This is a genomic window from Phytoactinopolyspora halotolerans (genome assembly GCF_010550675.1).
GTDB lineage: Bacteria > Actinomycetota > Actinomycetes > Jiangellales > Jiangellaceae > Phytoactinopolyspora > Phytoactinopolyspora halotolerans.
In genome coordinates this window covers 20,239-44,765 of record NZ_JAAGOA010000028.1, presented here as the reverse complement: position 1 = coordinate 44,765, position 24,527 = coordinate 20,239, and the positions used below count along the sequence as shown (strand labels likewise).

Sequence of the window (24,527 nt, the reverse complement as noted above, 5' to 3'; positions counted from 1 at the left end):
CGGCCGTTGTCGTCGGTCAGCGGGTCTCGGTGGGGTCTTCAGCGAGGCGAGCGGCTTCCTCCGCTACCTCCGCCTCGTCGACCTCCACCTCTTCGGCGCCCGCGTCACCGCTGCCGCCGTCGTCGTTGTCTTCCTCGAACAGTGACACCGGGCCTCGGCGCCGATTGATCACGTGCCGGACGATCTCCACGATCACCGTGATGCCGAGCGCGATGCCGAGCCCGAGGAGCAGCCCGCGCAGCGGGTCGTCCTCAAACGCCCGGCCTCCGAAGTAGCCGATCAGGCCCGAGTAGATGCCCCAGGAGATCGCTGCGAACATGTCGAAGAAGCTGAACTTCCGCAGCGGATAGTTCAGGGTCCCGCAGGTCAGTGTCACGGCGGTCCGCCCACCGGGGATGTACCGGGCGACCACCAGGATCAGCCCGCCGCGCTGGGTCAACGCATTGGACGCCCAGGTGAACGCCGCACCCGCCCGTTTACCGCCCAGGAAGCGCCGGCGCACACGGACTCCTGCGGTCCGCCCGATCAGGTACGACGTGTGGTCGCCGACGAACGCTCCCGCCGCAGCGCTGACGATCACCACCAGCAGAGCCGGATCACCGCTGGCGGCGAAGACACCGGCGGTGATGACCAGCGTCTCGCTCGGCACAACCGGGAAGAAGGCGTCCAGGAACGCCAGCCCGAAGATGAGCACGTAGATCCACGGCGACGACATCGCGTTCTCGGCGTGTTCCAAGACCGTGTCGCCGAAATCGCCCAGTGCCTCGAGCATGACCCTCATCCCTGTGGAACCGATGTCCTGCACCGCCCGAGACGTACCGGCGTCTGCGGCCCGTCGTCGTGTGCATCCCTATCCTTACACGACGCTACCCACAACGGGCGGCCAGGACATACGACCACAGGTGGACCTTCCCCATCCTTCACCCGGAGGGGTTCCCCCTGATGTGCCGTCTCGTCGCCCGACGGGCACGATTCCCTGGACCAAGGCGCGCACCCACGCCCCCTCGGCAACGTACCGCGGCCGCGAGCGCACACGATCATGTACCGGTTTTGGCCCGCATAGGGGCCAAAACCGGTACATGACGAGCGGTCTCCCCATGACATCCAGCCGAAAGCCCGACCGTCGAGACCTCGAGGTGAAGCCCGGCACATCGGCGACCACAGAAGGTGGGGAGGGACCAGATCCCCTCCAGGGTAGGCTCGGGCATCGGCGTGGGAGGAGCCCCCCGACGACTCGCCGCGGGCGGGGAGGGGATCTGGTCCCTCACCACCGCCACGAGGCCCTCCCCACCGCGACGAGGGCGTCAGCTCTCGAACGCCTCCGGTGCCGGGCAGGAGCACACCAGGTTCCGGTCGCCGTAGGCACCGTCGATCCGGCGCACCGGCGGCCAGTACTTGTCCGCACGCGCGGATGCCGACGGGTACACGGCCACCTCCCGCGTGTACGGGTGATCCCACTGGCCGACCAGCGACTCCGCCGTGTGCGGGGCATTGCGCAGCGGGTTGTTCCCGGCCGGCCACTCGCCCGCCTCGACCCGATCCGCCTCGGCCCGGATAGCGATCATCGCGTCGCAGAACCGATCCAGTTCCGCCAGGTCTTCGGACTCCGTCGGCTCGATCATCAGCGTCCCGGCGACCGGGAAGGACATGGTCGGCGCGTGGAAACCGTAGTCGATCAGACGCTTGGCCACGTCGTCCACGGTCACCCCGGTGGCCTTGGTCATCGGCCGGAGGTCCACGATGCACTCGTGCGCGACCAACCCGCCGCGCCCGGTGTACAGCACCGGGTAGTGCTCGCGCAGCCGGGCCGCCACGTAGTTCGCCGCCAGCACCGCGGTCTGGGTGGCGAGCTTGAGCCCGTCGGCGCCCATCATGCGGATGTACGCCCAGGAGATCGGCAGGATCGACGCCGATCCGAACGGCGCCGCGGACACGGGACCGACGCCGGTGGCCGGCCCCGCCTCGGGGAGCAACGGGTGGTTCGGCAGGAAGGGAGCGAGGTGCTCGCGCACCCCGATCGGCCCGACGCCCGGGCCACCGCCGCCGTGCGGAATGCAGAAGGTCTTGTGCAGGTTCAGGTGGCTGACGTCCGCCCCGAACTCGCCGGGCTTCGCCAGTCCCATCAGTGCGTTCAGGTTCGCGCCGTCGACGTAGACCTGGCCCCCGGCCTCATGCACCAGCCGCGCGATCTCCGAGATGCCCTCCTCGTACACCCCGTGGGTGGACGGGTAGGTCACCATGATCGCGGAGAGCCGCTCACCGTGCTGGGCGATCTTGGCTCGCAGGTCGTCCAGGTCGACGGTACCGTCCTCGGCAGCACCCACGACGACGACCCGCATCCCGGCCATCACCGCCGACGCCGCGTTGGTGCCGTGCGCGCTGGACGGGATGAGGCAGACGTCTCGCTGGGCGTCGTCGCGGGAGCGGTGGTATGCCCGGATCGCCAACAGTCCGGCGAGTTCGCCCTGAGAGCCGGCGTTGGGCTGGACCGACACGGCCGCGTACCCGGTGATGGTCGCCAGCCACGACTCCAGCTGGCGGATCATCTCCACGTAGCCCTCGGCCTGTTCCACCGGCGCGAACGGGTGGATTCCGGCGAAGGCCGGCCAGGTGATGGGCTCCATCTCCGTGGTGGCGTTCAGCTTCATGGTGCATGAGCCGAGCGGGATCATCCCGCGGTCCAGCGCATAGTCCTTGTCCGCCAGGCGGCGCAGGTACCGCAGCATCGCCGTCTCGGAGCGGTGCACGTTGAACACCGGATGGGTGAGGAATTCGCTCGTCCGCTCCAACGTCGCCGGGATGGCGGTGCCGGCGCGCTGCCGCGGCTCGACGCCCGCCCCGAACACCTTCAGCACCACGGCGACGTCGGCGTCCGTGGTCACCTCGTCACAGGCGATCCGGATCCGGTCCGCCCCGTCCGCTCCCAGGTTGATCCCCAGCTCGGCCGCCTCGGCGACGATGGCTTCCGCCCGCCCCGGCACCCGGGCCAAGACGGTGTCGAAGAAGGAGTCGTGGACCACCTCCACTCCCCCGGCGCGCAGCTGGGCGGCGACGGTGGCGGCGTGCCCGTGCACCCGTCGGGCGATCTCGCGTAGCCCGTCCGGTCCGTGCCACACCGCGTACATCGAGGCCACCACGGCGAGCAGAACCTGCGCCGTGCAGATGTTCGATGTGGCGCGCTCGCGACGGATGTGCTGCTCACGGGTCTGCAACGCCAGCCGGTAGGCCTGGTCACCGTCGGCGTCGACCGACACGCCCACCAGCCGCCCGGGCAGACCGCGCTCCAGGCCGGTCCGCACGGCGATGTAACCGGCGTGCGGGCCGCCGTATCCGAGCGGGACGCCGAACCGCTGCGAGCTGCCGACCACCACGTCCGCCCCCATCTCGCCGGGCGGCACGAGCAGGGTCAGGGCGAGCAGGTCGGCGGCGACGGTCACCAGCGCACCTCGCTCATGCGCCGCCTCGATCGTGGGCGTGAGGTCGTGGACGCCTCCGGAGGCGCCGGGGTACTGCAGCAGGATTCCGAAGAACTCGCCCTCCGGGAGGCCATCGGTGAGGTCGGCGACCTCCACCTCGATGCCGAGCGGCTCGGCCCGGGTCTCGATGACGGCGATGGTCTGCGGCAGGCAGTCGGCGTCCACCAGGAACCGGTCCGCCCCGCCCCGGACCGAACGCCGCATCAGGGTCATCGCCTCCGCTGCCGCGGTGGCCTCGTCCAGCAGGCTGGCGTTCGCGGTCGGCAGGCCGGACAGGTCGGCCACCATGGTCTGGAAGTTCAGCAGCGCCTCGAGCCGGCCCTGGGAGATCTCCGGCTGATACGGCGTGTAGGCGGTGTACCAGGCGGGGCTTTCCAGCACCCGGCGGACGACCACGGGCGGCGTCACGGTATCCGAGTACCCCAGGCCGATCATCTGGACCTGCTGCTTGTTGCGGCGGGCCAACCGGCGCAGGTCCTCCAGCGCCTCCAGCTCGGTGCCGGCGTCCGGCAGGTCGAGCGCGGACAAGGTGCGGATCGACTCGGGTACGGCGGCATCGGTCAATGCGTCGAGTGAGTCGTAGCCGACCGCCTCCAGCATCGTCGCGATCTCATCGTCGCGGGGTCCGATGTGCCGACCGACAAACGGGGCGTCGGCGGATACATCGGACAGCGGTCGGGGATTCAGCTGAGAAGAAGTCATCGCTGGAGCTCCTCGGGCGCAGTGTGCGGGTTACGAGCGCTCCCCCTCTGTCGCACCGGCTGCACATCGGCGTGACGCACCGGTACTCCAGAGCTGCCTGTCCCGGCCGGTCCCTGTTGCCTGAGAGGTTGACGGGGATGTTGCCCCTTCGGCGCCCCACGCCACTGCGGGCACGGAGACTCTCCCAGCCGGAGTCGACGGCTTCTACCGCTCAGCATAACCATTTCCGGCCGCGACGCCAGCCACACGTCCCGTCCTCGGACCCCGTGAGCGGGCCGCGGATCCACCCGCACGCGAGTCGTCGGCAACGTGGGCGCCACGCACCGACGACGTTGTGAGCTGCGCCGACATCACCGGCGACCGCGTGCGCACGGCATCGGGCGAGGACAGGTGTAATCTCATCCGAGTGCCTGTGGAGTACCGGGGGCTCCCCACGCGCCGCTGGATTCGTGCGGCCGCGCGCTGGTTGCCTCGTTTCCAGCATCCGGCCCAGTTCGTCGTCGCCGGATTCGCCTCCGCCATCGCGGTCGGAACCGTCCTACTGTCCCTTCCGGTGGCACGCGAAGGACCTGCTTCCGCATCGTTCCTGGATGCGCTGTTCACCGCCACGTCCGGGGTCTGCGTCACCGGGCTGATCGTCGTCGACACACCCGGCTACTGGTCCACGTTCGGCGAGGTCGTCATCCTGGGTCTGATCCAGGTCGGCGGTTTCGGCCTGATGACCACGGCGTCGCTGCTGGTGTTGCTGGTCTCCCGCCGGATCGGGCTGCGTTCCCGGCTGACGGCAGCCGCCGAGACGAAGAGTCTGGGCCTCGGTGATGTTCGGCGGGTGGTCACCGGCGTCGCCAAGGTGAGCGTGCTGTTCGAGTTCGCGACCGCTCTCATCCTGACCGTCCGGCTGCTGATCGGCTACGACGAGCCGCTCGGACGCGCCGCGTACCTCGGCGTGTTCCACGCGATCTCCGCCTTCAACAATGCCGGCTTCTCCCTCTACAGCGACAGCCTGATGCGATTCGCCACCGACCCGTGGGTGCTGATTCCCATCGCCGTCGCGGTGATCTGCGGCGGTCTCGGCTTTCCCGTCCTGCTGGAGCTGCGACGCGAGTTCCGCCAGCCGCGCCGTTGGAGCCTGCACACCAAGATCACCCTGTCGGCGACGGCGCTGCTCATCCCTGGCGGCATGGCGTTCATCACCTACAGCGAGTGGGACAACGACGCGACGCTCGCCCCGCTGAGCGTCCCGGCCAAGCTGCTCAACGGCTTCTTCCACTCGGTGATGCCACGTACCGCCGGCTTCAACAGCGTGGACGTGGAGCAGATGACCGAGGGCACCTGGCTCGGCACGGACGTGCTGATGTTCATCGGCGGCGGCAGCGCCAGCACCGCGGGCGGCATCAAGGTGACGACGTTCTTTCTGCTCCTCTTCGTCATCGTCGCCGAGATCCGCGGCCAACGTGCGGTCAATGTCTTCGACCGCCAGGTCGGCGCACGCGTTCAACGCCAGGCACTGACCGTGGCGCTACTCAGCGTGGCGGCCGTGGTGATCCCGACCATCATCGTCGCCGAGGCCACCCCGGAGATCTCCACCGACCGCGCGATGTTCGAGGTGATCTCCGCCTTCTCCACGGTGGGTCTGTCCACCGGCATCACCGACAGCCTCCCGGGAGCAGAACAGGCGATGCTCGTCCTGCTGATGTTCGTCGGCCGGTTGGGCCCGATCACGTTCGCCAGCGCCCTTGCGCTGCGCAACCAAGAGAAGCTCTACGACCTGCCGGAAGGTCGCCCCATCATCGGCTGAGGACGCCCGATGCCCGATGTCTGACAGCGCACGCGACACGATGGCGTCACATCTGACCTCTTCGGTTGCACCGTGCCGGGTGGCGTGTAATGTCGCGCGAGTGCGCAGCGAACACGGGGCGCTTACCGCGAACTGGGTGGGCTGGCTTGCGAGGCACCGGCCACGCTTGACCCATCCCGCACAGTTCGTCGTCGCCGGATTCGCGTTGATGATCGTCTGCGGCACGGCGATCCTGATGCTGCCCGTCGCGACCGACGGACCGGGTTCGGCTTCGTTCATGCAAGCGTTGTTCACAGCGACGTCCGCCGTGTGCATCGTCGGGCTGATCGTCGTCGACACCCCGGGTTACTGGTCCACGTTCGGTGAAGTCGCGATCATGGGCCTGTTCCAGGTCGGCGGCTTCGGCATCATGACGATGAGCTCCTTGCTGGTCGTCCTGATCTCCCGGCGGATGAACCTGCGCTCACGCTTGACCGCGGCAGCCGAGACCAAGAGCCTGGGCCTCGGAGACGTGCGTCGGGTCGTTTTCGGTGTGGCCAAGCTGACGGCCGCGTTCGAGATCACGGTGGCCGCGATCCTGACCACGCGGCTGCTCATCGCCTACGACGAGCCGCTCAGCAGGGCGCTGTACCTCGGCACGTTCCACGCCGTCTCCGCCTTCAACAACGCCGGATTCTCGCTCTACAGCGACAGCCTGATGCGCTTCGTCACTGACCCGTGGATCTGCATACCGATCGCCGTCGCCGCGTTCTGCGGCGGTATCGGCTTCCCGGTGCTGCTGGAGCTGCGGCGGCAGTTCTGGCAGCCACGCTCGTGGAGCATGCACACCAAGCTCACCGTCTCCATGAGCGTGCTGCTGTTCGTCTTCGGTTCCTGGTTCATCATGGCCGCGGAATGGCGCAACGAGGCCACTCTGGGCCCGCTCGATGTGCGCGGGAAGCTCCTGGCCGGCTTCTTCCACGGCGTCATGCCCCGCTCGACGGGGTTCAACACGCTGGACGTGGAGCAGATGCGGGAGGCCACCTGGCTGGGGAACGACGTGCTCATGTTCATCGGCGCGGGCAGCGCCGGTACCGGCGGCGGCATCAAGGTCACCACGTTCGCCCTGCTCTTCTTCGTCATCTACGCCGAGCTCCGCGGCGAGCCTCGAGTCAACATCTTCGACCGGCAGGTCGGAGGCCGCGTCCAGCGCCAGGCGCTCACCGTTGCCCTGCTGACCGTCGCGCTGGTGGTCGTCCCGACGGTCATCATCTTGTTCGTGACCGGCGACGCCTTCAAGCTTGACCGAGTTCTATTCGAGGTGATATCCGCAGCCTGTACAGTTGGGCTATCGACCGGGATCACAGCAGAGCTTCCCGAAGGCATCCAAGGACTTCTCGTCGTGCTGATGTACGTCGGCCGCCTCGGCCCCATCACCCTCGGTACCGCACTCGCGCTGCGCCAGCGCACCCGGTTGTACGAGCTTCCCGAAGGGAGACCGATCATTGGCTAGGAAGCACCGCGACAGCAGCGTGGTGGTCGTCTGCGGACTGGGCCGTTTCGGCAAGTCCCTGGCGCTGGAGCTGATGAAAGAACAGACCGAAGTCCTCGGCATCGACGCGGACGCCGACAAGGTCCAGTCGGTCTCCGGGCGGCTGACACACGCCGTCGTCGCCGACACGACCAAGATCGAGGTACTGCGGCAACTCTCGGTGCACGAGTACAACCGTGCCGTAGTCGGCATCGGGTCCGACATCGAGTCGAGCATCCTCACCGCGTCGTCGCTCGTCGAGCTCGGGGTGCCGAACATCTGGGCGAAGGCGATCAGCAACTCGCACGCCCGCATCCTCACCCAGATCGGCGTGCACCACGTCACCAGGCCGGAACACGACATGGGCGCGCGTGTCGCGCATCTGGTGCGCGGCCGCATGATGGACTACATCGAGTTCGAAGACGGCTTCGCGATGGTGAAGACCACTCCACCGGCACACATCGTCGGCATGCGGCTGGGCGACTCGAAGGTCCGGCAGGAGTACAACGTCACCATCGTCGCGATCAAGCGGCCTGGTGAGGGCTTCACCTACGCCACCGCGGACACCATCATCCGGCCCGGCGACACGGTGATCGCGTCCGGCCTCGTCGTCGATACGGAGCGCTTCTCCGAAGCGTCCTGACACGCGCTACGGCCGTCCCCTCGGCTACGCCACGCTGTTACGCCGACGCGGAGCGGTGTGGTTGCGTTGGGAGGGCCGGGGATTTCTTCTCCTTCTCACGCGGTCGGCGGTCAGCGTCCCGCGCTGGTCGCGTAGATCTGCCGCCGACCGGAAGATCAGTCGAAGAAGCTCCCCGGCCCGTTCGAACGCGCTGGCCTCTGGGCGGCGTCGGCGGGCACCGCGGGCCGGCGCCTCGTCGCGCCAGTGATCACACGACGGCGAAGACCCGAGCCGAGTGGCTCTGCGTATCCGTGGTGCCGGTGAGTCGAGACCGGGACGAACGTACGGAAAGGCCGGAGAAGCTCTCTTGCCGATCTTCGATCGGCGGCTGATCTACGCAACCGGCACGAAAGGCCGCCCGCCGATCGCGTGAGAGGCAAGAGAATTCTCCGGCCCACCCAACGCAACCACGGCGTCAGCCCACCACAGGGCGCCCGAAAGCGAATCGACGCAACGCAACCACAGACAGCTACGCGGGCTTGGCCGCCTTTGCGCGGCGACGGGCGGCGAGCTGGTCCCCGGGATGATCGGCGCCGTCCTCCCCCGCACGTTCCGCGGGCAGCTCGATCAGTGTCGCCTCCACCTCGCGCCACACCCGGCCGACGGCGATGCCGAACACCCCTTGCCCACCCTGGACCAAGTCGACGACCTCATCCGCCGACGTGCACTCGTAGACGCTCGCACCGTCACTCATCAGGGTGATGCCGGCCAGGTCCTGGACGCCTCGCTCGCGCAGATGCTGGACGGCCTGGCGGATCTGCTGCAGCGACACCCCCGTGTCCAGAAGCCGCTTGACGATCTTCAGGACCAGGATGTCCCGGAAGGAGTACAGCCGCTGGCTGCCGGATCCGGTGGCGTTGCGGATGCTCGGCTCCACCAGGCCGGTACGGGCCCAGTAGTCGAGCTGGCGGTAGGTGATTCCGGCGGCATTACACGCGGTAGGGCCGCGGTAGCCGGAGTCTTCGGGGACAGCGTTCACGACCGGCTCGAAGAGCTGCCCCTGGGCGCCGCCGGCCGGAACTGCGGATCCAACGACACGACCTGCCCGGTCTGTACCGGAAGTGCTGTCTGCGCTCACGCCGTCCCCTTCGTTATTGGTGTGACAGGAGTGACGTTAGGCGCACCCGCGATCACGGTCAACGCAACACGCGGGAAAGCCTCAAGCTCAACTTCAGCTCCAGGCGTCAGTTCCGCCTGCCGGGTCAGTCCCGCATGGTCAGCGCTCCGGCGGCTGGCCATGGAAATCCTCCGGCGACACTTGGTCCAAGAACTCTCGGAACCTGGCCACCTCATCCTCGGACACCTCGCCCGAGTCCGAATCCTCCACGCCCTCCGCCATCAGGATGCCGGCCTCGTCGAGAAGCGGCTCGGTGGCATAGATAGGCGTGCCGGTCCGCAGCGCCAGCGCAATAGAGTCCGACGGCCGCGAACTGACCTCGATTCCGCCGGAGAACACAAGCTCCGCGTAGTACGTGCCATCCCGAACCTCAGTGATGCGGACCTGCTCCAAGGAGGTACCCATCGCCTCCAGGACGTTCTTGAACAGGTCATGCGTCAGCGGCCGCGGTGGCACTACCCCCTGCTGAGCGAAGGCGATCGCGGTAGCCTCTACCGCGCCGATCCAGATCGGCAGGTAGCGGCTGCCGCCCACCTCGCGCAGCAGCACGATCGGCTGGTTGGACGGCATCTCTACTCGGACACCGACAACGTCGAGTTCACGCACAAGTCCAGACTACCCCTGCATGGCAAATGATCCAGAGGGCGCAAACTCACGAATCCGCGCCGTTCGCCTCACGGTCTCGCCGCGCGGCTGCGCGCCCGCACCGCCTCACCGGGCGCGCAGCCGTCGCACGCCGATGTCGACGAACGCGGCGTGCAGGCGTGTCGCCAGGCGAGCGATTTCGGCCGCCGTCTCCTCGGCCCGGCCGGCCGCCTCCACGCTGCGCTGACGCAACATGGGGGCCAGCACCTGCTCCACCAGGTCGACCTCACGCTCGGCGGCGCTGCGCACCACGCGCAGGTGCCGCGGCTGAAGTCCGTACTGCGCCAGCTCGCCGGCCGTGCGCGCGACGAACAACGCATGTGCGTCGTAGAGGCCGCCCTTCCCCGGCTGCACCAGCGAGTAGGACTCGAGCTCGGCCAGCAGTTCGGGCGTGATCCCGGCTGCTTCCACCAGCGACGACTGGGTCAGTGCCACCTCGTCGTCGCCGGTGTTCTTGGCCGTGCCTGCCGTGTACGGGGTGACCGTGCGTTCTCCGTCGGAGACCAGCTCCATACCGCGGTCAAGCTGCTCGAGCTGCTCCTTGATCACCCGCAGCGGCAGGTAGTGGTCACGTTGAACCGTCAGGACGTACCGCAGGCGGGCCACGTCGTCGTCGGTGAAGCGCCGATAACCAGAAGCGGAGCGCTGCGGCTCGACCAGACCCTCAGTCTCGAGAAAGCGGATCTTCGAGATACTGATATCGGGAAAATCCGGACGCAACAGCGCCAAGACTTCCCCGATGCTCTTGGTCTGGCGAGCCGGCAGCGCCGAACTCACCTCGGTCCGCCTCCAAACCCGTGCTGGCTGGAGTAGTAGACCAGGCGGTACTTGCCTACCTGGACCTCGTCACCGTTCGAGAGCCGGACCTCATCGACCCGGTCCCGGTTGACGTACGTCCCGTTCAAGCTTCCGACGTCCGATACGACGAAGCCTCCCTCGAACCGACGGAACTCAGCGTGCCGGCGCGAGACCGTGACATCGTCCAGGAAGATGTCCGAATCCGGGTGCCGCCCGACGCTGACGACGTCGGTGTCGAGCAGGAACCGACTTCCCGCGTTCGGACCACGTAAGACCACGAGCAGCGCGCTGCCTTCCGGAAGCGCGTCAACGGCGGCCTGATCGCTCGGACCGAGGTCCCGCCCCTCTTCGCGGTCCGCGTCCTCACGCGGGATCATCATGGTGCTCGTCACGTCGCCAGACTCAGCCTGCGACACGGACGTCACGATCCTGGTTCCACACTGCGAGCAGAACCTGGCATCGCTCGGATTCTCATGCCCACACTGGGTACAGAACGGCATCAGCTCGGCCTCCCGCCGCTGGCGTCCGCGGCTCGACATCTCCGGCGCGTCGAGAGTCTATGCCAGACACTCCCTTTCACGCCTTGGGGTTGAAAAGATAAAGGAAACCTATGGCTGTCGACAGCCCAGGGTCAACTTCGTGGCGCAAGCCGCCCGCAAGACCCCGAACCCGCTCAGCCTTCGACCTGCGCGCGGTACGCCTCGGCTGAGAGCAACCCGTCGACCGCTGCCTGGTCCGCCGGCACGACTTCGAACATCCATCCCTCGCCGTACGGGTCGGAGTTGACCTTCTCCGGCGCGGCATCCAGCGCGTGGTTGCGGGCCACCACCTGCCCCGAAACCGGCGCGTAAAGGTCGCTCACACTCTTGGTGGACTCCAGCTCGCCGCACGCCTCGCCGCCGGTGACCTCGTCACCGACGTTGGGCAGCTGCACGTAGACGATGTCTCCCAGCTGCTCCTGTGCGAAGTCCGTGATGCCGACCCGGACGCTGCCATCGGCCTCTCCTGGGCTGCGCACCCACTCATGCTCGGCCGTGTATTTCAGGTCCTCGGGGTACATGGGGTGAAACCCGCCTCCTTCGATGATGTCAGCACTCGCGTTCGCACGCATCATCATCACACGCGTGCCTTGATCACTCGCCCTCCGGTGCCGGACTAGCGTGTTCCGGCTCGGTGACCTCGTGCAACGTCTCCACGGTGAGCTCACTGAACTGGGTGACCGTGGCGTCGCCGCCGTCCAGGGTCACGTCGCTCATGACGCCCTGCGGGAAATGCATCGCTTCGTCGAGATTCTCCGGATTGCCGATCGCGGTGATCACGTAGGGCGGCCGGAGCATGACTCCGGACACCTCGACTCCGCCCTCGGCCGGAAGCAGGTACGACTCCGCCACGATCCGCACGGCGGTGTCGTTGCCCTGCCCTTCGATCTGGATCGCCTCCGCACCCGCCGAGCGCAGCTCATAGATCGCGCCGAACAACGTCGTGTCGGTGACCTGATTGTCCGGATCGCTGATGGTCAGCTGAATGCCCGGACCCGTCACCGGTACGGTTCCGGCGACGATCTGAGCCTGCCGGAGGCGTTCCTCGGCTTGTTCCAGGGCGACGCTCTCGTCCCCGGCGCTGGAGGCGAGGTCGTCACGGTCGCGGCGCAGGTCCTGGATCTCCTCCTCCAGGCGGTCCGCTTCCCGGGTGAGTCCGTCGTAGATCTGCAGCAACTCATCCCGGCGCGCATGGCTGAGTGCGTCCTCCTCGTCGCCGCGGACCTGCAGGACGGCGCCGAAACCGAGCAGTGCCAGCAGTACGGCCACACCGAGGTGGCTGGCCTGTGGGCGCTTGGTCATCGCGCGCCAGAAACGCCTGCCTCCGGACGGCACGGCAGGCCGGAACCGTGGCACGTCCGTGTCGCTGGGCGCCGCGGCGTCTCCGGCGTCCGCCTGGCTCTTGCCGTTCGCCTGATCCTTGTCCTGCTCCTCCACCATGACGGTCTCACGCTCGGAAGATATGTCGTCTGATGGTTGCGGCATTGGTGAAGATACGGATGCCGAGGACGACGATCACCGCGGTCGACAGCTGTGCGCCGACGCCCAGCTGATCACCCAGATACACGATCAACGCCGCGATCAACACGTTGGCGATGAACGAGACCACGAAGACCTTGTCGTCGAAGATGCCTTCCATGACCGCACGAATGCCGCCGAAGACGGCGTCCAGCGCGGCCACGATGGCGATCGGCACGTACGGCTGAAGATCGAGGGGGACCGAGACATCGAGGAACAGGCCGGCGATGATCCCAGCCACCAGTCCGAGCGCTGGGATCACGAAACACCCCCGGTGGCGGTCGCGTAGGAAATCGACATCGAACTCCCGGCCGGCAACCGGACTGATTCCTCGACCCGGACCGTGTACCGGATTCCGTCTTTGCCTGCGCTGCGCAAGTAATCTCCCCCGGGGCCCTCGCTGAAGTCACTCGCCAGCGTGCGTGAGTCGCCGATCGCCAGGACCTCGTACGGCGGGCTCAATGGCCGCCCGTTGACGTTGATCACGTTGTTCGCCATCCGTATAGGACTCAGCGACGTTACCCGCTGATCATTGATGCTGATCGCCTCCGCACCTGCGATCCATAATCCGTTCACGACCCGTTGCAGGTCGACGTCGAGCACAACAGCGTATTCAGGTTTCTCGGTCTCCTCAGGATGCTCCGCGTCGTCGAGCACGACCGAGGCCCCCGGACCGGCGACGGCGGCGGTGCCGGCGCTGCCCTGAAGGTTCTGCAGCGACTCACGCAACCGCTGGCCGCGGGCGCTGCTCTGCAACTGACGATCCTCGAGCTCAGCGATCTCCGCCTGCAACGAGCTGACCGCGTCCTGCAGGCGTTCGGTCTGCTGCTCCTGGCCCCGGATGCGCTCGGCCAGACCTTCGCGCTCCGCCGAGGCCACGCTCGCGGTGCCTTCCTTCTGCACGATCGCCACGGACAGCAGCAGGCCGAGGGCGAGCATGCCCAGCACAAGCGAGGCGGACATGCGCGGCTTCCTCGATGGTGCCTCGTCCTCGTCGGCGCCTCGCCTGGTGGCGGCGACACGCTCATAATCAGGGTCGAGCGGGTTGGCGAAGACGTTGTTGAGCAGCGACATCGACGCGTCACGAGGACGCGTTACCGTTGCCTTCTTGCTCGTCACCGTCATATCGTCGCACGCCCACCCGCGGTCATCGCTCCGTGTCCGAACACCCGTGGATCACGCCGGATTGTCACGCAACACCCGTCGCACCTGCTCGGCGTAGAGGATCCCCGCCCACCAGTAGAGTGCGACCCCCCACAGCGCGAAAGCCCACCCGAACACTTGTGCCAACATGGCCAGCGTACCGTCCCCGATACCTAACAGCAAGAGCGGGAAAGCATACAACAGACAGAATGTGGCGGCCTTACCCAGAAAATGCACCGGAAGTCGCACCAGGCCACGTTTACGCAGAACCGGCACCAAAGCCAGCAAGAAGACATCCCGCGCTACCAACACGATCGCGAACCACAACGGAATGATCTCCCGAATGGTGAACGCGGCAATGGTGGTGAGGATGTACAACCGATCGGCCAGCGGATCCAGCACCTCGCCGACCTTGCTGATCTGATTCCATCGACGGGCGAGCTTGCCGTCCAGATAGTCGCTGACACCGGAGAAGGCCAGCACCGCCAGAGCCCAGAGGTCGGCCTCCTCGACCAGGATCAGCCACAGGAACAGCGGCACACCCAACAGCCGAAGTAACGAGAGCAGGTTAGGGATGGTGAAGACTCTGGACGTCTGCACCTCGTTTTCTCCGACCTCCACGCGGGCCGCCCTCCTACCGCGTTAAACCGCCTAATCGACGGTACACCGCAGTTCGAACCGTCCGACAGCCGGTTCCGGTTCCCGGCGCGTCGTCGTGCTTCACGCTTGGGTCATGAGCTGGAAGATCGGCGCAGCACCCCCGCCTTGACATACGGCGCCCCGCACGGTGATTGGTTACGATGACCGCGACGATCCTACCGACTCGCCGGAGAGGCACCGGATGACCAACGAGCATCTGACCCAGCCGTTGATACTCACCGGCGCGAGTCTGGACGAGGCCGAGGTGGCGGCCGTGGTCGTGCACGGCCGGGGCCAGGATCCACAGTTCATGATCGCCGCCGTCGTCGATCGGCTCAACGTAGGGCATGTGGCCTGCGTGCTTCCCCGTGCCGCGGAGAACAGTTGGTACCCGGCGAGGTTCATCGAGCCGCTCGAGGTGAACGAACCACATCTCGGGCATGCGCTGCAGGCATGTGACTCGGCTGTGCGCACCGTGGTGGAGCACGACATCAAGCCGGAGAAGACCGTGCTGATCGGATTCTCGCAGGGGGCCTGCCTGCTGGCTGAGTACGTGGTCCGCAATCCCCGGCGATACGGCGGAGTGGCGCTGTTGACCGGCGGCTATATCGGCCCGCCGGGTCCTCCTCGGCGGCCGACCGGCTCGTTGGGTGGGACCCCGGTGTTCCTCGGTAGCAGCCGATACGACGCGTGGGTGCCGCTCGCCCGGGTCCAGGAGACGGCCGACCTGCTCACCGCGATGGACGCCGACGTCGACCTGCGCGTCTACGACGACCGGCAGCACTTCGTGAACGAGGACGCGATCAGACGCACCCGCGACCTGCTGACCGCGGTCAGTTGAACGCATGGCCGGACTCGACCCGGCCCGATCGGCCGCGCCTGCCGGGAGGACCTACACGTGGGCCTACGCGGCGTACCCCGCCCGAGTGGTCTTCGGCCACGGCACGGTCGGCACCGTGCTGGACGAGGTGGAGCGGCTGGGCCGCTCCCGAGCGTTGCTGCTGGCGGGTCCGCGGGTATCGGAACACGCGGATACGGTCGCGGCCGTTCTCGGTTCGTCCGCGGTGGCGCGCTTCGACGGGGTGGCTGAGCACACGCCCGTGCAGGTGACCGAACAAGCGCTGACGGTGCTCCGTGAGCACGACGCCGATTGCGTCGTCGCGGTGGGCGGCGGCTCGACAACCGGACTCGCCAAGGCGCTGGCCGCCCGGACCGGCCTCGACCAGGTCATACTCCCGACGACGTACGCGGGCTCCGAGATGACGCCGGTGCTCGGGGAGACGGAGAACGGCGTGAAGACCACCAGGTCCTCGGCTGACGTCGTGCCGGAAGCGGTGGTATACGACGTCGACCTCACCCTTGATCTACCCGTGCACATCTCGGTCGCCAGCGGTGTCAACGCGATGGCGCACGCCGTCGAAGCCTTATATGCGCCACAGGTGAGCCCGCTGGTCCAGGCCTCGGCGCTCACCGCACTGTCCCGCATCGCGGGTGCGCTCCCCCGGCTGGTGTCGGATCCGGGCGGGACGGCCGCGCGCGCCGACATGCTGACCGGTGCGTGGCTGGCCGGGATCTGCCTCGCGTCCGCCGACATGGCCCTGCAGCACAAGCTCTGTCACACCCTCGGCGGTTCGTTCGGTCTGCCGCACGCGGAGACGCACGCCGCCGTCCTGCCGCATGTCATGGCCTACAACGCGCCCGCGGTGCCGGACGTCATGGCGCAGATCGCCGAGGCGCTGTCGGCTGCGACCCCGCTCATCGCGTGGCCCGCGCCGGCCGGTGACCGGCACAGCTCGGTGATCGACGACGCGCCGGGGTTCATGTTCGACCTGATCTCCGCCGTCGGCGGGCCGCTCTCGCTCCGCGAGCTCGGTCTCGCCGAGCACGACGTGCCGAAGGCCGCGGAGCTGGCGACGGCCCGGCCCTACCCGAACCCGCGCACCGTCACGACGCCGGGCCTGGAGCGTCTGCTTCACGCGGCGTGGCGTGGAACCCGTCCGTAGCCCTGACCAGCCGCCCGCCCAGCTCGCGCAGATACGTCAACGCCTCAGCCGATCCCTCGACGGCGAACTCAGCGCCGAGCGCGATCAGCCGCTGGGCCAGGATCTCCAGCCGGTCGGCACCGAGGCGGACCGCACTCGTGTGCTCGTCCGCCGGCTCGATGCGCTCGATCACGACGGCCGGCAGCCGTGCGCGGACCACGTCGGCCGATGCCGCCACCGTCACATCCAGCACATACCGATACGGCGCCATCGCGATGGTGCGGCCGACATACTCCGCAGCGTCATCGGCCGGCAGTTCGCGGCGGTCGAATCGGCGTCCGGTGGGCCGGACGTCGCTGATCCGGTCCACACGGAACGTTCGCCAGCCGTCGCGGCGCAGATCATAGGCAACGAGGTACCAGCGCTCCCAGGACATCACCACGCTGTGCGGTTCGACGCGTCGCTCCGCCGCACTGCCGTCGCGGCGGCGGTGATGGAAGGAGATGACCTCACTGTCCCGGCACGCCGCCGCCACGGTGGCGAGGATGCCGGGGTCGGCACGCGGGCCCTCCGGACGTTGCACCGACCACACCGCGTCCCCGACCGCCGTCACGTGGTGCCGCAGCCGGGCGGGAAAGACCTGCTCCAGCTTGCTCAAGGCGCGGATCGCCGTCTCCTCGATGCCGCCCACCCCGGCCGCCGCCGTCTTCAGCGCGACGGCGATGGCGACGGCCTCGTCGTCGTCGAGCAGCAGCGGCGGCAGCCGGGTGCCTGGGCCCAGCCGGTAGCCGCCGATCGTGCCGGTGGTCCCTTGGACGGGATAACCCAGATCGCGCAGCCGGGCGATATCGCGACGGACGGTCCGTTCGGTGACGTCGAGCCGTGCCGCCAACTCGCTGCCCGGCCACTCGCGTCGGCTCTGGAGAAGCGAGAGCAGATGCAGCATCCGCGCCGGCATGTTTCCCATCATCGACACTCTGTCACACGTTGCGGACAAGTTATGTCCGCAAGGCGCTCTAACGTCGTGTTTGTCGTCGCTCGGGTGCACGCCACCTGAGATCCGGACCACTACCGAAGCGAGGAGAAGCTCCATGACACAGATGCCCACCGCCACCGTTCACGCCCCGACGGCGCCACGCAATCTGGACGAATTGCAGCACATGCTGCGCGGTCCCGTTCTTGGACCCGACGACGCCGGCTACGACGAGGAACGGCACGGTTTCAGCCTGGCGGCCGTGCACCGCCCCGATCTGATCGTCGGCGCCGCCGGGTCGGCCGACGTCCAGGCCGCCGTCGCGTACGCTGATCGGCACCGGATTCCGGTAGCCGTCCAGGCCACCGGACATGGTGCGCCGTCGCCCGCCGCCGGCGGCCTGCTCATCACCACCCGTCGCATGGCCGGCGTGACCGTCGACCCGGAGCGGCGTACCGCCTGGATCGAGGCGGGGACACAGTGGCAGCCGGTGATCGAGGCGGCCGCGCGGCACGGCCTTGCTCCGCTGAGCGGGTCATCGCCACACGTCGGCGCGGTGTCGTACACCCTCGGCGGCGGGCTCGGTCTACTGGGACGCACCTTCGGCTACGCCGCGGACCACGTGCGTCGCATCCATGCCGTCACCGCGGACGCCCAGCTGCGAGAGGTGACACCCGAATCGGATCCGGACCTGTTCTGGGCGCTGTGCGGGGGCCGTGCCAACTTCGGCGTCGTGACGAGACTGGAGATCGGGCTGGTACCGGTCAGCCGGATCTACGGTGGAGCGCTGTACCTCGATATCGACGAGTCCCCGCAGGTACTGCGCGCGTGGCGAGATTGGACGTCGTCCGTGCCGAATGAGATGACCTCGTCGATCGCGCTGATTCCGTTTCCAGACGTGCCGTCGGCTCCGGGGCCGTTGCGTGGGCGCACCGTCGCACACGTCCGGGTGGCATACGTCGGTGGACCATCCGCTGGGGCTGAGCTCGTCGAGTCGCTCCGGCAGCAGGTCGGGGATGTGCTGATCGACACGGTGCGCGAGATGGACTACACCGAGTCCGGCTCGATCTGCGCCGACCCCACCGACCCGCAGGCGAGCACCATGGTCAGCGCCATGATCTCCGACGTCCCAGATCCAGCGCTCGCCGCGATCGAGCAGACCTCTCGCGGCCGCGACTCCGTGCCGTGCATCCTGGAGCTGCGTCATCTCGGCGGTGCGTTGAGCCGTCGGCCGCCGGTGCCGAACGCGGTGGGCCACCGGAATGCGCAGTACTTGCTCGGCGCCATCACCCCTCTGGGCACGATCGGCGCGGACGCCGCAGCCGTGGTTCATCGCCGCCTGCTGGCCGGGCTGGATCCGTGGACCGTGGGCCGGTTCCTCAACTACACGGCGGGGGCGAACGCGACTGCGGATGAGGTCCGAGCCGCCTACGAACCGGACGACTACCGTCGACTCGCTGACCTCAAGGCCCTCCACGACCCGACCGACTTGTTCCGCCTCAACCATCACATCGCGCCGGCCGGGCACCCGTGACCCTATCGCCGTGCCGCCTGCGGTGGGTCGTGACCGGCGTGTTCATGCCTCCAGGCAGAACTCGTTGCCCTCGGGATCCGCCAGGACGGTCCACCCGTCGGCATCCTGCCGCAAGACCGTCGCCCCGAGGCCGACCAGGCGCGTGCGCTCGTCGTCCGGATCATCGGCGACGATGTCGAGGTGTACGCGGTTCTTACCGCGTTTGGGTTCCGGCACGCGTGTGCACCACAGCCGGGGCCCTGCCCCGGTCACCGGTTCGACCAGCACCGAGGGGTCGTCTTCCGGGTCGTCGATTCCGAGGCCTCGCAGGCGGGCCAGCTCCTCGTCGTCGTACGGCGCCACGCGATATCCGTCGAGCGCCGCCGCCCAGAATCGAGCCAGCGGTGCCGGCTTCGCACAGTCGATCACTACGTCCCGCAACCGCGCCATCCCGACATCATGCCAGGTATGTGGTGACCGCATGTTCAATACTTCACGGTGACGGTGCGAATAGGCTCGCGGTGCTTCCGACCTTGTATTCCGGATAGCTATCCAACACGATGCCCGTGCGCCCAGCGAGGGCGCCGACAGGCAACAGGTAGATGTCACCCATGCCATTGATCACCAGGAAGTAATCCAGCAGGTCGGGATCATAAGGCACCTTGCGGGCGCTCTTGTCCAACGAGTACGGACGGCGCCCGATGCCTACCTGCCACTTCCCGTCCGAAGCACGACTCGTCGTGCTCTTGATCTGGACACGCTTGATGCCGTCCGGGAAGGTCACCAGCACGTCGTATTCGCGCGGCTCCGAGGGAACCGCTACCGACATGCCGTGCATAGTGAACCACGCCACCGCGATCGGTTCGGCGGCTATCCGTAGGCGCTTCGGATCCGGGGCTTCGCGGAACAAAGGCTTCGGCGAAGGAGGGGCATAGGCGCGCTGGCTCAGATGGGAAACATCCAGGCCGAGCCTGATCGCGTGTCCCTTGATCTTCACTCGACTCTCGTACGAATCAACAAGCCCCAGCCGACGGTTGACGCCAGCCCATGAGTCTTCCTCCGCCACCGCAGTTCTGAGCTCCTGATCGGACCACTTCCGCTTTCCGCGGAAGTGCGACGTGTCCAGTTCCAGTCGTTCGGCATGGTGACGGACCCGGTTCGTCGAGCTTTTGGCAAGACCAAGCGCTTCAGCCACCTGCCGCCAGTTGGTACAGGAGGATACTGCGTCTCGAAGCTGTTCATCGGTCCAGGACCGCCGATCTGCTAGGTTCGTGCCAATAAACACAGGCTAATGCACGCCGTCGACGATTAATCATGCTTAAGGGCCTGTAGCTGCACTGTCCGGGCAGATCGAGGATCAGCGAGCGAACGATGGGGTGAGCGACCCCAACGATGCGATGATGGCCTGGAACCGCGGTAGGCATGGTCAGCGGTATGGCAAGCTCCGCCTCTGGTCCCACTGGCAGGCTACTGAGCCACACGCCCATGTGGAGCTCAGTGGCGCCCAATCGAGGTCCCTCGACAAGAAACCCCTGGGCCTCAAGACCCAGGGGTGTGCGTTCTCAGAACCACATGGTCGGGCTGGCCAGATTCGAACTGGCGACCTTCCGGCCCCCAGCCGGACGCGCTACCAAACTACGCCACAGCCCGCTGACTCGACGTAACCTCAAGTCGAAAGACACTCTACACCACACGGCACCCGGACAAGAAGTGGGCAACGTGCGCGCGACAACTCGCCCAGTACCCCACCCGCCCACCACCGCCGGCGCACCGTGGGATGGGTTCTTCGGGTCGCGAGTCGATCGATGGCCGAGCCCGCAACGGCGAGTTATCCACAGGCCGGATCACGGGGCTGGACTCGTGGTGCCACCAGGCAGGAGGATGATCCGCAGCCGCCGGGACGGACCACCGTCGCATCCGCCTCGAGCGCGCCCACCGCCGGATCACGTGACAAGGAGCGCCCTCATGCCCCTGCTCAGCGAACTCGCCGCCGCCCTGGCCACCGGACGGGTGGAACTGGTCGACCTGACCGCACCGCTGCGTGAGTCCACGCCGATTCTGGTGCTGCCGGAGCCCTTCGGCCAGACCGCCACGTTCCAGCTCGAGGAGATCAGCCGGTACGACGACCGCGGCCCCGCCTGGTACTGGAACAACATCAGGACGGGCGAGCACACCGGTACCCACCTGGATGCGCCGAACCACTGGATCACTGGTCGTGACGGCGAGGACGTCTCGCAGCTGTCACCGGTCCGCCTGGTGGCACCCGCCGCGGTGATCGACGTCAGCGAACAGGCACAGGCCGATCCGGACTTCCTGCTGGAGATCGACCACATCAGGGCGTGGGAGGCCGCACACGGTCCGCTACCCGACGGCTGCTGGCTGCTGCTGCGGACGGGCTGGGACGCACGTGCCGGAAGCCAGGACGAGTTCCTCAACGCCGACGACGCCGGCCCGCACACGCCGGGTGTGAGCGCGGAGTGTGCCAAGTGGCTCGCCGACGAAGCGCCGATCACCGGCATGGGCGTGGAGACCGTGGGCACCGACGCCGGCGCGGCGCATTCCTTCGAGCCGCCGTTCCCGTGCCACGCGTTCCTGCTGGGAGCCGGCAAGTACGGCCTGACCCAGCTGCGCAACCTCGACCGGCTCCCTCCGACGGGCGCCGTCGTCGTCGCCGCGCCGCTGCCGATCGTCGGCGGCTCCGGCAGCCCGGCCCGCGTGTTCGCCATGGTGGAGCACTGATGAACGTCGCGGAGTCGGTCGGCCGCACGCTGGCCCGGTGCGGGCTTCGTCAGGTCTTCGGCGTCGTCGGCAGCGGCAATTTCCACGTCACCAACGCCCTGATCGCCTCCGGCGCGCACTACGTGGCCGCCCGCCACGAGGCAGGCGCAGCCACCATGGCGGATGCCTACGCTCGGATGAGCGGAACCGTATCCGCGGTCACCGTGCATCAGGGGTGCGGGCTGACGAACGCGCTGACCGGCATCACCGAGGCGGCCAAGAGCAGGACGCCGATGCTGGTGCTCGCCGCCGAGACCACGGCTCCACGTTCCAACTTCTTCGTCGACCAGCCCGGACTCGCCGACGCGATCGGGGCGCACAGCGCGCGGCTGACCTCCGCCGAGACCGCTACGCAGGACGCTGCCCGCGCCTATGCGATGGCCCGCGACGAACGCCGGACCGTGGTACTCAACCTGCCCCTCGAGGTACAGGCGGAGCCGGCTCCGGACGCATCGGCGGCACCGGCCGCCGGCCCCGTCGATGCACCCGGACCAACCGTCGAGCCGTCGACGGACGACATCGCCACGCTGGTCACCCTGCTGAGCCGGGCCGAACGTCCGGTCATCGTCGCCGGCCGGGGCGCGCGGCACGCCGGCGCCGAGCTCACCGACCTGGCCGAAGCCTGCGGCGCCCTGCTGGCGACGTCGGCCGTCGCCAAGGGGTTGTTCACGCCGAACCCGTGGTCCCTCGATGTCTCCGGTGGCTTCGCTTCCCCGCTCGCCGCTGAACTCATCGCCGGTGCGGACGTCATCGTCGGCTTCGGCTGCATGCTGAACATGTGGACCATGCGGCACGGACGCCTGGTGGGCGCCGGCACCACCGTGGCCCAGGTGGACATCGAGCCGGACGCGATCGGAGTGCACCGCCGGGTGGACCACGGCATCGTAGGCGACAGCGCCCGTGTCGCGGCGGCAGCGGCCCAGGCGTTGTGGGATCTGCCGGAGGCACCGGAAGGCTACCGCAGCGACGCCATCCTGCGGCGGCTGCGGGAGGGTCTACGCTGGCGCGACGTCCCGTACGAGGACTGGTCCACCGGCACCGGCGGCGATGCCCGCATCGATCCCCGCACGCTGACCATCGAGCTCGACGACCTCCTTCCTGAGCAGCGCGTGGTCGCGGTCGACTCGGGGAATTTCATGGGCTATCCGAGCGCGTACCTGTCCGTCCCGGACGAGAACGGGTTCTGCTTCACCCAGTCGTTCCAGTCGATCGGGCTCGGTCTGGCCACGGCGATCGGCTCGGCGCTGGCGCAGCCGGAGAGGCTGCCGGTCGCCGCGCTCGGTGACGGGGGCACCCTGATGGCGGCCGCGGAGCTGGACACCGTGCGCCGCCTCGGCCTGCCGATGGTCGTCGTGGTGTACAACGATGAGGCCTACGGCGCCGAGGTACACCACTTCGCCGACGGTGCGCCGCTGGACACCGTGACCTTCCCGGAGACCGACATCGCCGCGATCGGCGCCGGCTACGGGTTCGACTCCGCCACCGTCCGCACCCCTGCCGACCTAGCCGCCGTCGCGCAGTGGTTGGCAGGATCGCGGGAGCGTCCATTGCTCGTCGACGCGAAGATCGCCACACCGCAGGGCGCGTGGTGGCTCGAGGAGGCATTCCGCGGCCACTGACCTCCGATGCCGCGCCCACCTCGGTTACGGCGACGACCTGCCGTCTTCGACCGCGATTGCTTTCCGTCGTGAGTGAGTGTACAGTCACTCACATGACGACGCAGCGCCCACACCTCTCCACGGCCGACGCCCGGCGCGAGACCGTGGTCGCCAGCGCCATCACCGTCTTCGCCCGATCCGGCTACGCCAGCACCCCCATCGCCGCCGTCGCCGAACACGCGAAGATCTCTCCGGCGTACGTGTTCAAACTGTTCCCGGCGAAGGTCGCACTCTTCGTCGCGGCGCTGGACCGGTGCTATCAGCAGATTATCGACGCCCTCGAGGACGGCGCGACGAAGACCGACGGCCAGGCGCCCGCGGACGTGCTGGATGCCATGGGAGCCTCGTACGCGGCCCTCATCGCCGACCGCGACCTGATGATGCTGCAGGTACACGCACAGGCCGCAACCGACGTGCCGGAGATCGCCGAGGCGGTCCGGCGCGGCATCGCGCGCGTGACCTCGTTCGCCCAGTCCCGCTCCGGCGGGTCGCCGGCCGAGGTCCAGCGATTCATGGCCTTCGGGCAGCTCTGCCACCTGCTCACCACACTCGATCTGTTCGGCGTCGACGAGCCATGGGCACACTCTCTGACCGAAGGCATCCGCCACCACGCCGAGCAAGGAGGTGAAACGCCATGACCCGCATGCCCGCACGCTGGATCGCCCTGATTCCGCTCGCCATCCTCGACGTCGCCATGTTCGTCGCCTGGAGCTGACAGCAGCGTCGCCGACGTTCCCACACCCACAGCACCTTCCAACAGTCACCGAGGTTCCCCACACGCACAGAGTTTCCAAAAAAACACCTGACCCTTCATCAGAGGGCTCCGGTGACATCCCCTGCCCGCGCAGGGCTTAATTTTCGACCCATCAAGTGATTGACCAATCACTCACGAGGAGGACCATGTCTCCGCTTCACGAACACAACCATCCTCGGCCCGCCGAGCGCATCGCGTGGTGGGCCACGCTCACCGTCCTGGTTCTCGCCGCCGTGATCATGCCCGGCGCCTGGAACTGATCGCCGCGGCGTGCCCGCGTTTGCGCCGTGGATCGGTGGGGC

Annotated in this window: 23 protein-coding genes, 1 tRNA gene and 1 riboswitch; of the genes, 9 read left to right on the top strand and 15 right to left on the bottom strand. The window is 67.8% G+C overall.

Annotation, left to right across the window (positions count from 1 at the left end):
• Positions 1 to 16: 16 nt before the first annotated feature.
• Positions 17 to 772: a DedA family protein gene (locus tag G1H10_RS28035; RefSeq protein ID WP_163744188.1), complete on the bottom strand. Its 756-nt coding sequence runs from the start codon at positions 770 to 772 to the stop codon at positions 17 to 19.
• Positions 773 to 1,304: 532 nt separating this feature from the next.
• Entirely contained in the window at positions 1,305 to 4,178 is a 2,874-nt protein-coding gene (gcvP, locus tag G1H10_RS28030) for an aminomethyl-transferring glycine dehydrogenase (RefSeq protein WP_163744186.1), read from the bottom strand.
• A 97-nt stretch (positions 4,179 to 4,275) separates the two neighbouring features.
• Positions 4,276 to 4,375: riboswitch (glycine riboswitch) on the bottom strand.
• A gap of 215 nt (positions 4,376 to 4,590) precedes the next feature.
• On the opposite strand from gcvP, the gene G1H10_RS28025 reads away from it, so the two are divergent.
• The 3 genes from G1H10_RS28025 to G1H10_RS28015 all read left to right on the top strand — a co-directional run bounded on the left by G1H10_RS28025 (position 4,591) and on the right by G1H10_RS28015 (position 8,129).
• Positions 4,591 to 5,976 (top strand): TrkH family potassium uptake protein, encoded by a 1,386-nt coding sequence (locus tag G1H10_RS28025; protein WP_376778673.1) that lies wholly within the window; start codon positions 4,591 to 4,593, stop codon positions 5,974 to 5,976.
• A gap of 100 nt (positions 5,977 to 6,076) precedes the next feature.
• On the top strand, positions 6,077 to 7,468 hold the full coding sequence (locus G1H10_RS28020; RefSeq protein WP_216853735.1) for a TrkH family potassium uptake protein: 1,392 nt from the start codon (positions 6,077 to 6,079) through the stop codon (positions 7,466 to 7,468).
• Entirely contained in the window at positions 7,461 to 8,129 is a 669-nt protein-coding gene (locus G1H10_RS28015; protein WP_174264730.1) for a potassium channel family protein, read from the top strand. The genes G1H10_RS28020 and G1H10_RS28015 overlap by 8 nt, the downstream gene beginning before the upstream one ends.
• A gap of 508 nt (positions 8,130 to 8,637) precedes the next feature.
• On the opposite strand, the gene G1H10_RS28010 is transcribed toward G1H10_RS28015, so the two are convergent.
• The 9 genes from G1H10_RS28010 to clsA all read right to left on the bottom strand — a co-directional run bounded on the left by G1H10_RS28010 (position 8,638) and on the right by clsA (position 14,549).
• Entirely contained in the window at positions 8,638 to 9,246 is a 609-nt protein-coding gene (locus G1H10_RS28010) for a MerR family transcriptional regulator (RefSeq protein WP_163744184.1), read from the bottom strand.
• A gap of 138 nt (positions 9,247 to 9,384) precedes the next feature.
• A complete protein-coding gene (locus tag G1H10_RS28005) occupies positions 9,385 to 9,891 on the bottom strand; it encodes a bifunctional nuclease family protein (RefSeq protein WP_163744182.1) in 507 nt (168 codons plus the stop codon).
• 105 nt (positions 9,892 to 9,996) lie between these two features.
• Positions 9,997 to 10,707 carry a transcriptional regulator FtsR gene (gene ftsR / locus G1H10_RS28000; RefSeq protein ID WP_216853734.1) on the bottom strand — a complete coding sequence of 237 codons (711 nt, stop codon included), beginning with the start codon at positions 10,705 to 10,707 and terminating at the stop codon, positions 9,997 to 9,999.
• Positions 10,704 to 11,228 (bottom strand): double zinc ribbon and FHA domain-containing protein, encoded by a 525-nt coding sequence (locus G1H10_RS33490; RefSeq protein WP_163744283.1) that lies wholly within the window; start codon positions 11,226 to 11,228, stop codon positions 10,704 to 10,706. Before G1H10_RS33490 ends, ftsR begins: the two co-directional genes overlap by 4 nt.
• Before the next feature lie 173 nt (positions 11,229 to 11,401).
• Complete coding sequence (gene gcvH / locus G1H10_RS27990) at positions 11,402 to 11,788, bottom strand: glycine cleavage system protein GcvH (protein ID WP_163744180.1); 387 nt, start codon at positions 11,786 to 11,788, stop codon at positions 11,402 to 11,404.
• A 73-nt stretch (positions 11,789 to 11,861) separates the two neighbouring features.
• On the bottom strand, positions 11,862 to 12,707 hold the full coding sequence (locus G1H10_RS27985; RefSeq protein WP_163744178.1) for a DUF881 domain-containing protein: 846 nt from the start codon (positions 12,705 to 12,707) through the stop codon (positions 11,862 to 11,864).
• 7 nt (positions 12,708 to 12,714) lie between these two features.
• The gene (locus G1H10_RS27980) at positions 12,715 to 13,047 is read right to left on the bottom strand and encodes a small basic family protein (RefSeq protein ID WP_163744176.1); all 333 of its coding nucleotides are present in this window, start codon (positions 13,045 to 13,047) and stop codon (positions 12,715 to 12,717) included.
• A complete protein-coding gene (locus G1H10_RS27975; RefSeq protein ID WP_163744174.1) occupies positions 13,044 to 13,904 on the bottom strand; it encodes a DUF881 domain-containing protein in 861 nt (286 codons plus the stop codon). The genes G1H10_RS27980 and G1H10_RS27975 overlap by 4 nt, the downstream gene beginning before the upstream one ends.
• Positions 13,905 to 13,961: 57 nt before the next feature.
• Positions 13,962 to 14,549, bottom strand: a complete 588-nt coding sequence (gene clsA, locus G1H10_RS27970; RefSeq protein WP_163744172.1) for a cardiolipin synthase ClsA — start codon at positions 14,547 to 14,549, stop codon at positions 13,962 to 13,964.
• Positions 14,550 to 14,769: 220 nt separating this feature from the next.
• Between clsA and G1H10_RS27965 the strand changes: the two genes are divergently transcribed.
• Positions 14,770 to 15,408: an alpha/beta hydrolase gene (locus tag G1H10_RS27965; RefSeq protein ID WP_163744171.1), complete on the top strand. Its 639-nt coding sequence runs from the start codon at positions 14,770 to 14,772 to the stop codon at positions 15,406 to 15,408.
• 4 nt (positions 15,409 to 15,412) lie between these two features.
• Positions 15,413 to 16,570: a maleylacetate reductase gene (locus G1H10_RS27960; protein ID WP_163744169.1), complete on the top strand. Its 1,158-nt coding sequence runs from the start codon at positions 15,413 to 15,415 to the stop codon at positions 16,568 to 16,570.
• Here the strand turns inward: G1H10_RS27960 and G1H10_RS27955 are convergent.
• Positions 16,512 to 17,516, bottom strand: coding sequence for a helix-turn-helix transcriptional regulator (locus G1H10_RS27955; protein WP_163744168.1), 1,005 nt, complete (start codon positions 17,514 to 17,516; stop codon positions 16,512 to 16,514). The two genes, G1H10_RS27960 and G1H10_RS27955, sit on opposite strands and share 59 nt — an antisense overlap.
• A 124-nt stretch (positions 17,517 to 17,640) precedes the next feature.
• Between G1H10_RS27955 and G1H10_RS27950 the strand changes: the two genes are divergently transcribed.
• Positions 17,641 to 19,056: an FAD-binding oxidoreductase gene (locus tag G1H10_RS27950; protein WP_216853731.1), complete on the top strand. Its 1,416-nt coding sequence runs from the start codon at positions 17,641 to 17,643 to the stop codon at positions 19,054 to 19,056.
• Between the two features lie 42 nt (positions 19,057 to 19,098).
• Here G1H10_RS27950 and G1H10_RS27945 read toward each other — a convergent pair whose 3' ends face one another.
• The 3 genes from G1H10_RS27945 to G1H10_RS27935 all read right to left on the bottom strand — a co-directional run bounded on the left by G1H10_RS27945 (position 19,099) and on the right by G1H10_RS27935 (position 20,685).
• Positions 19,099 to 19,485 (bottom strand): VOC family protein, encoded by a 387-nt coding sequence (locus G1H10_RS27945; protein ID WP_163744166.1) that lies wholly within the window; start codon positions 19,483 to 19,485, stop codon positions 19,099 to 19,101.
• Positions 19,486 to 19,528: 43 nt separating this feature from the next.
• Positions 19,529 to 20,230, bottom strand: coding sequence for a PDDEXK-like family protein (locus G1H10_RS27940; RefSeq protein WP_163744164.1), 702 nt, complete (start codon positions 20,228 to 20,230; stop codon positions 19,529 to 19,531).
• Between the two features lie 378 nt (positions 20,231 to 20,608).
• Positions 20,609 to 20,685 (bottom strand) — tRNA-Pro (locus G1H10_RS27935).
• Between the two features lie 315 nt (positions 20,686 to 21,000).
• Here G1H10_RS27935 and G1H10_RS27930 point away from each other — a divergent pair.
• The 3 genes from G1H10_RS27930 (at position 21,001) to G1H10_RS27920 (ending at position 24,109) form a co-directional block, all read left to right on the top strand.
• Complete coding sequence (locus G1H10_RS27930; protein WP_163744162.1) at positions 21,001 to 21,774, top strand: cyclase family protein; 774 nt, start codon at positions 21,001 to 21,003, stop codon at positions 21,772 to 21,774.
• On the top strand, positions 21,774 to 23,432 hold the full coding sequence (locus G1H10_RS27925; protein ID WP_163744160.1) for a thiamine pyrophosphate-binding protein: 1,659 nt from the start codon (positions 21,774 to 21,776) through the stop codon (positions 23,430 to 23,432). Before G1H10_RS27930 ends, G1H10_RS27925 begins: the two co-directional genes overlap by 1 nt.
• A 92-nt stretch (positions 23,433 to 23,524) precedes the next feature.
• The gene (locus G1H10_RS27920; protein WP_163744158.1) at positions 23,525 to 24,109 is read left to right on the top strand and encodes a TetR/AcrR family transcriptional regulator; all 585 of its coding nucleotides are present in this window, start codon (positions 23,525 to 23,527) and stop codon (positions 24,107 to 24,109) included.
• Positions 24,110 to 24,527: the final 418 nt, after the last annotated feature.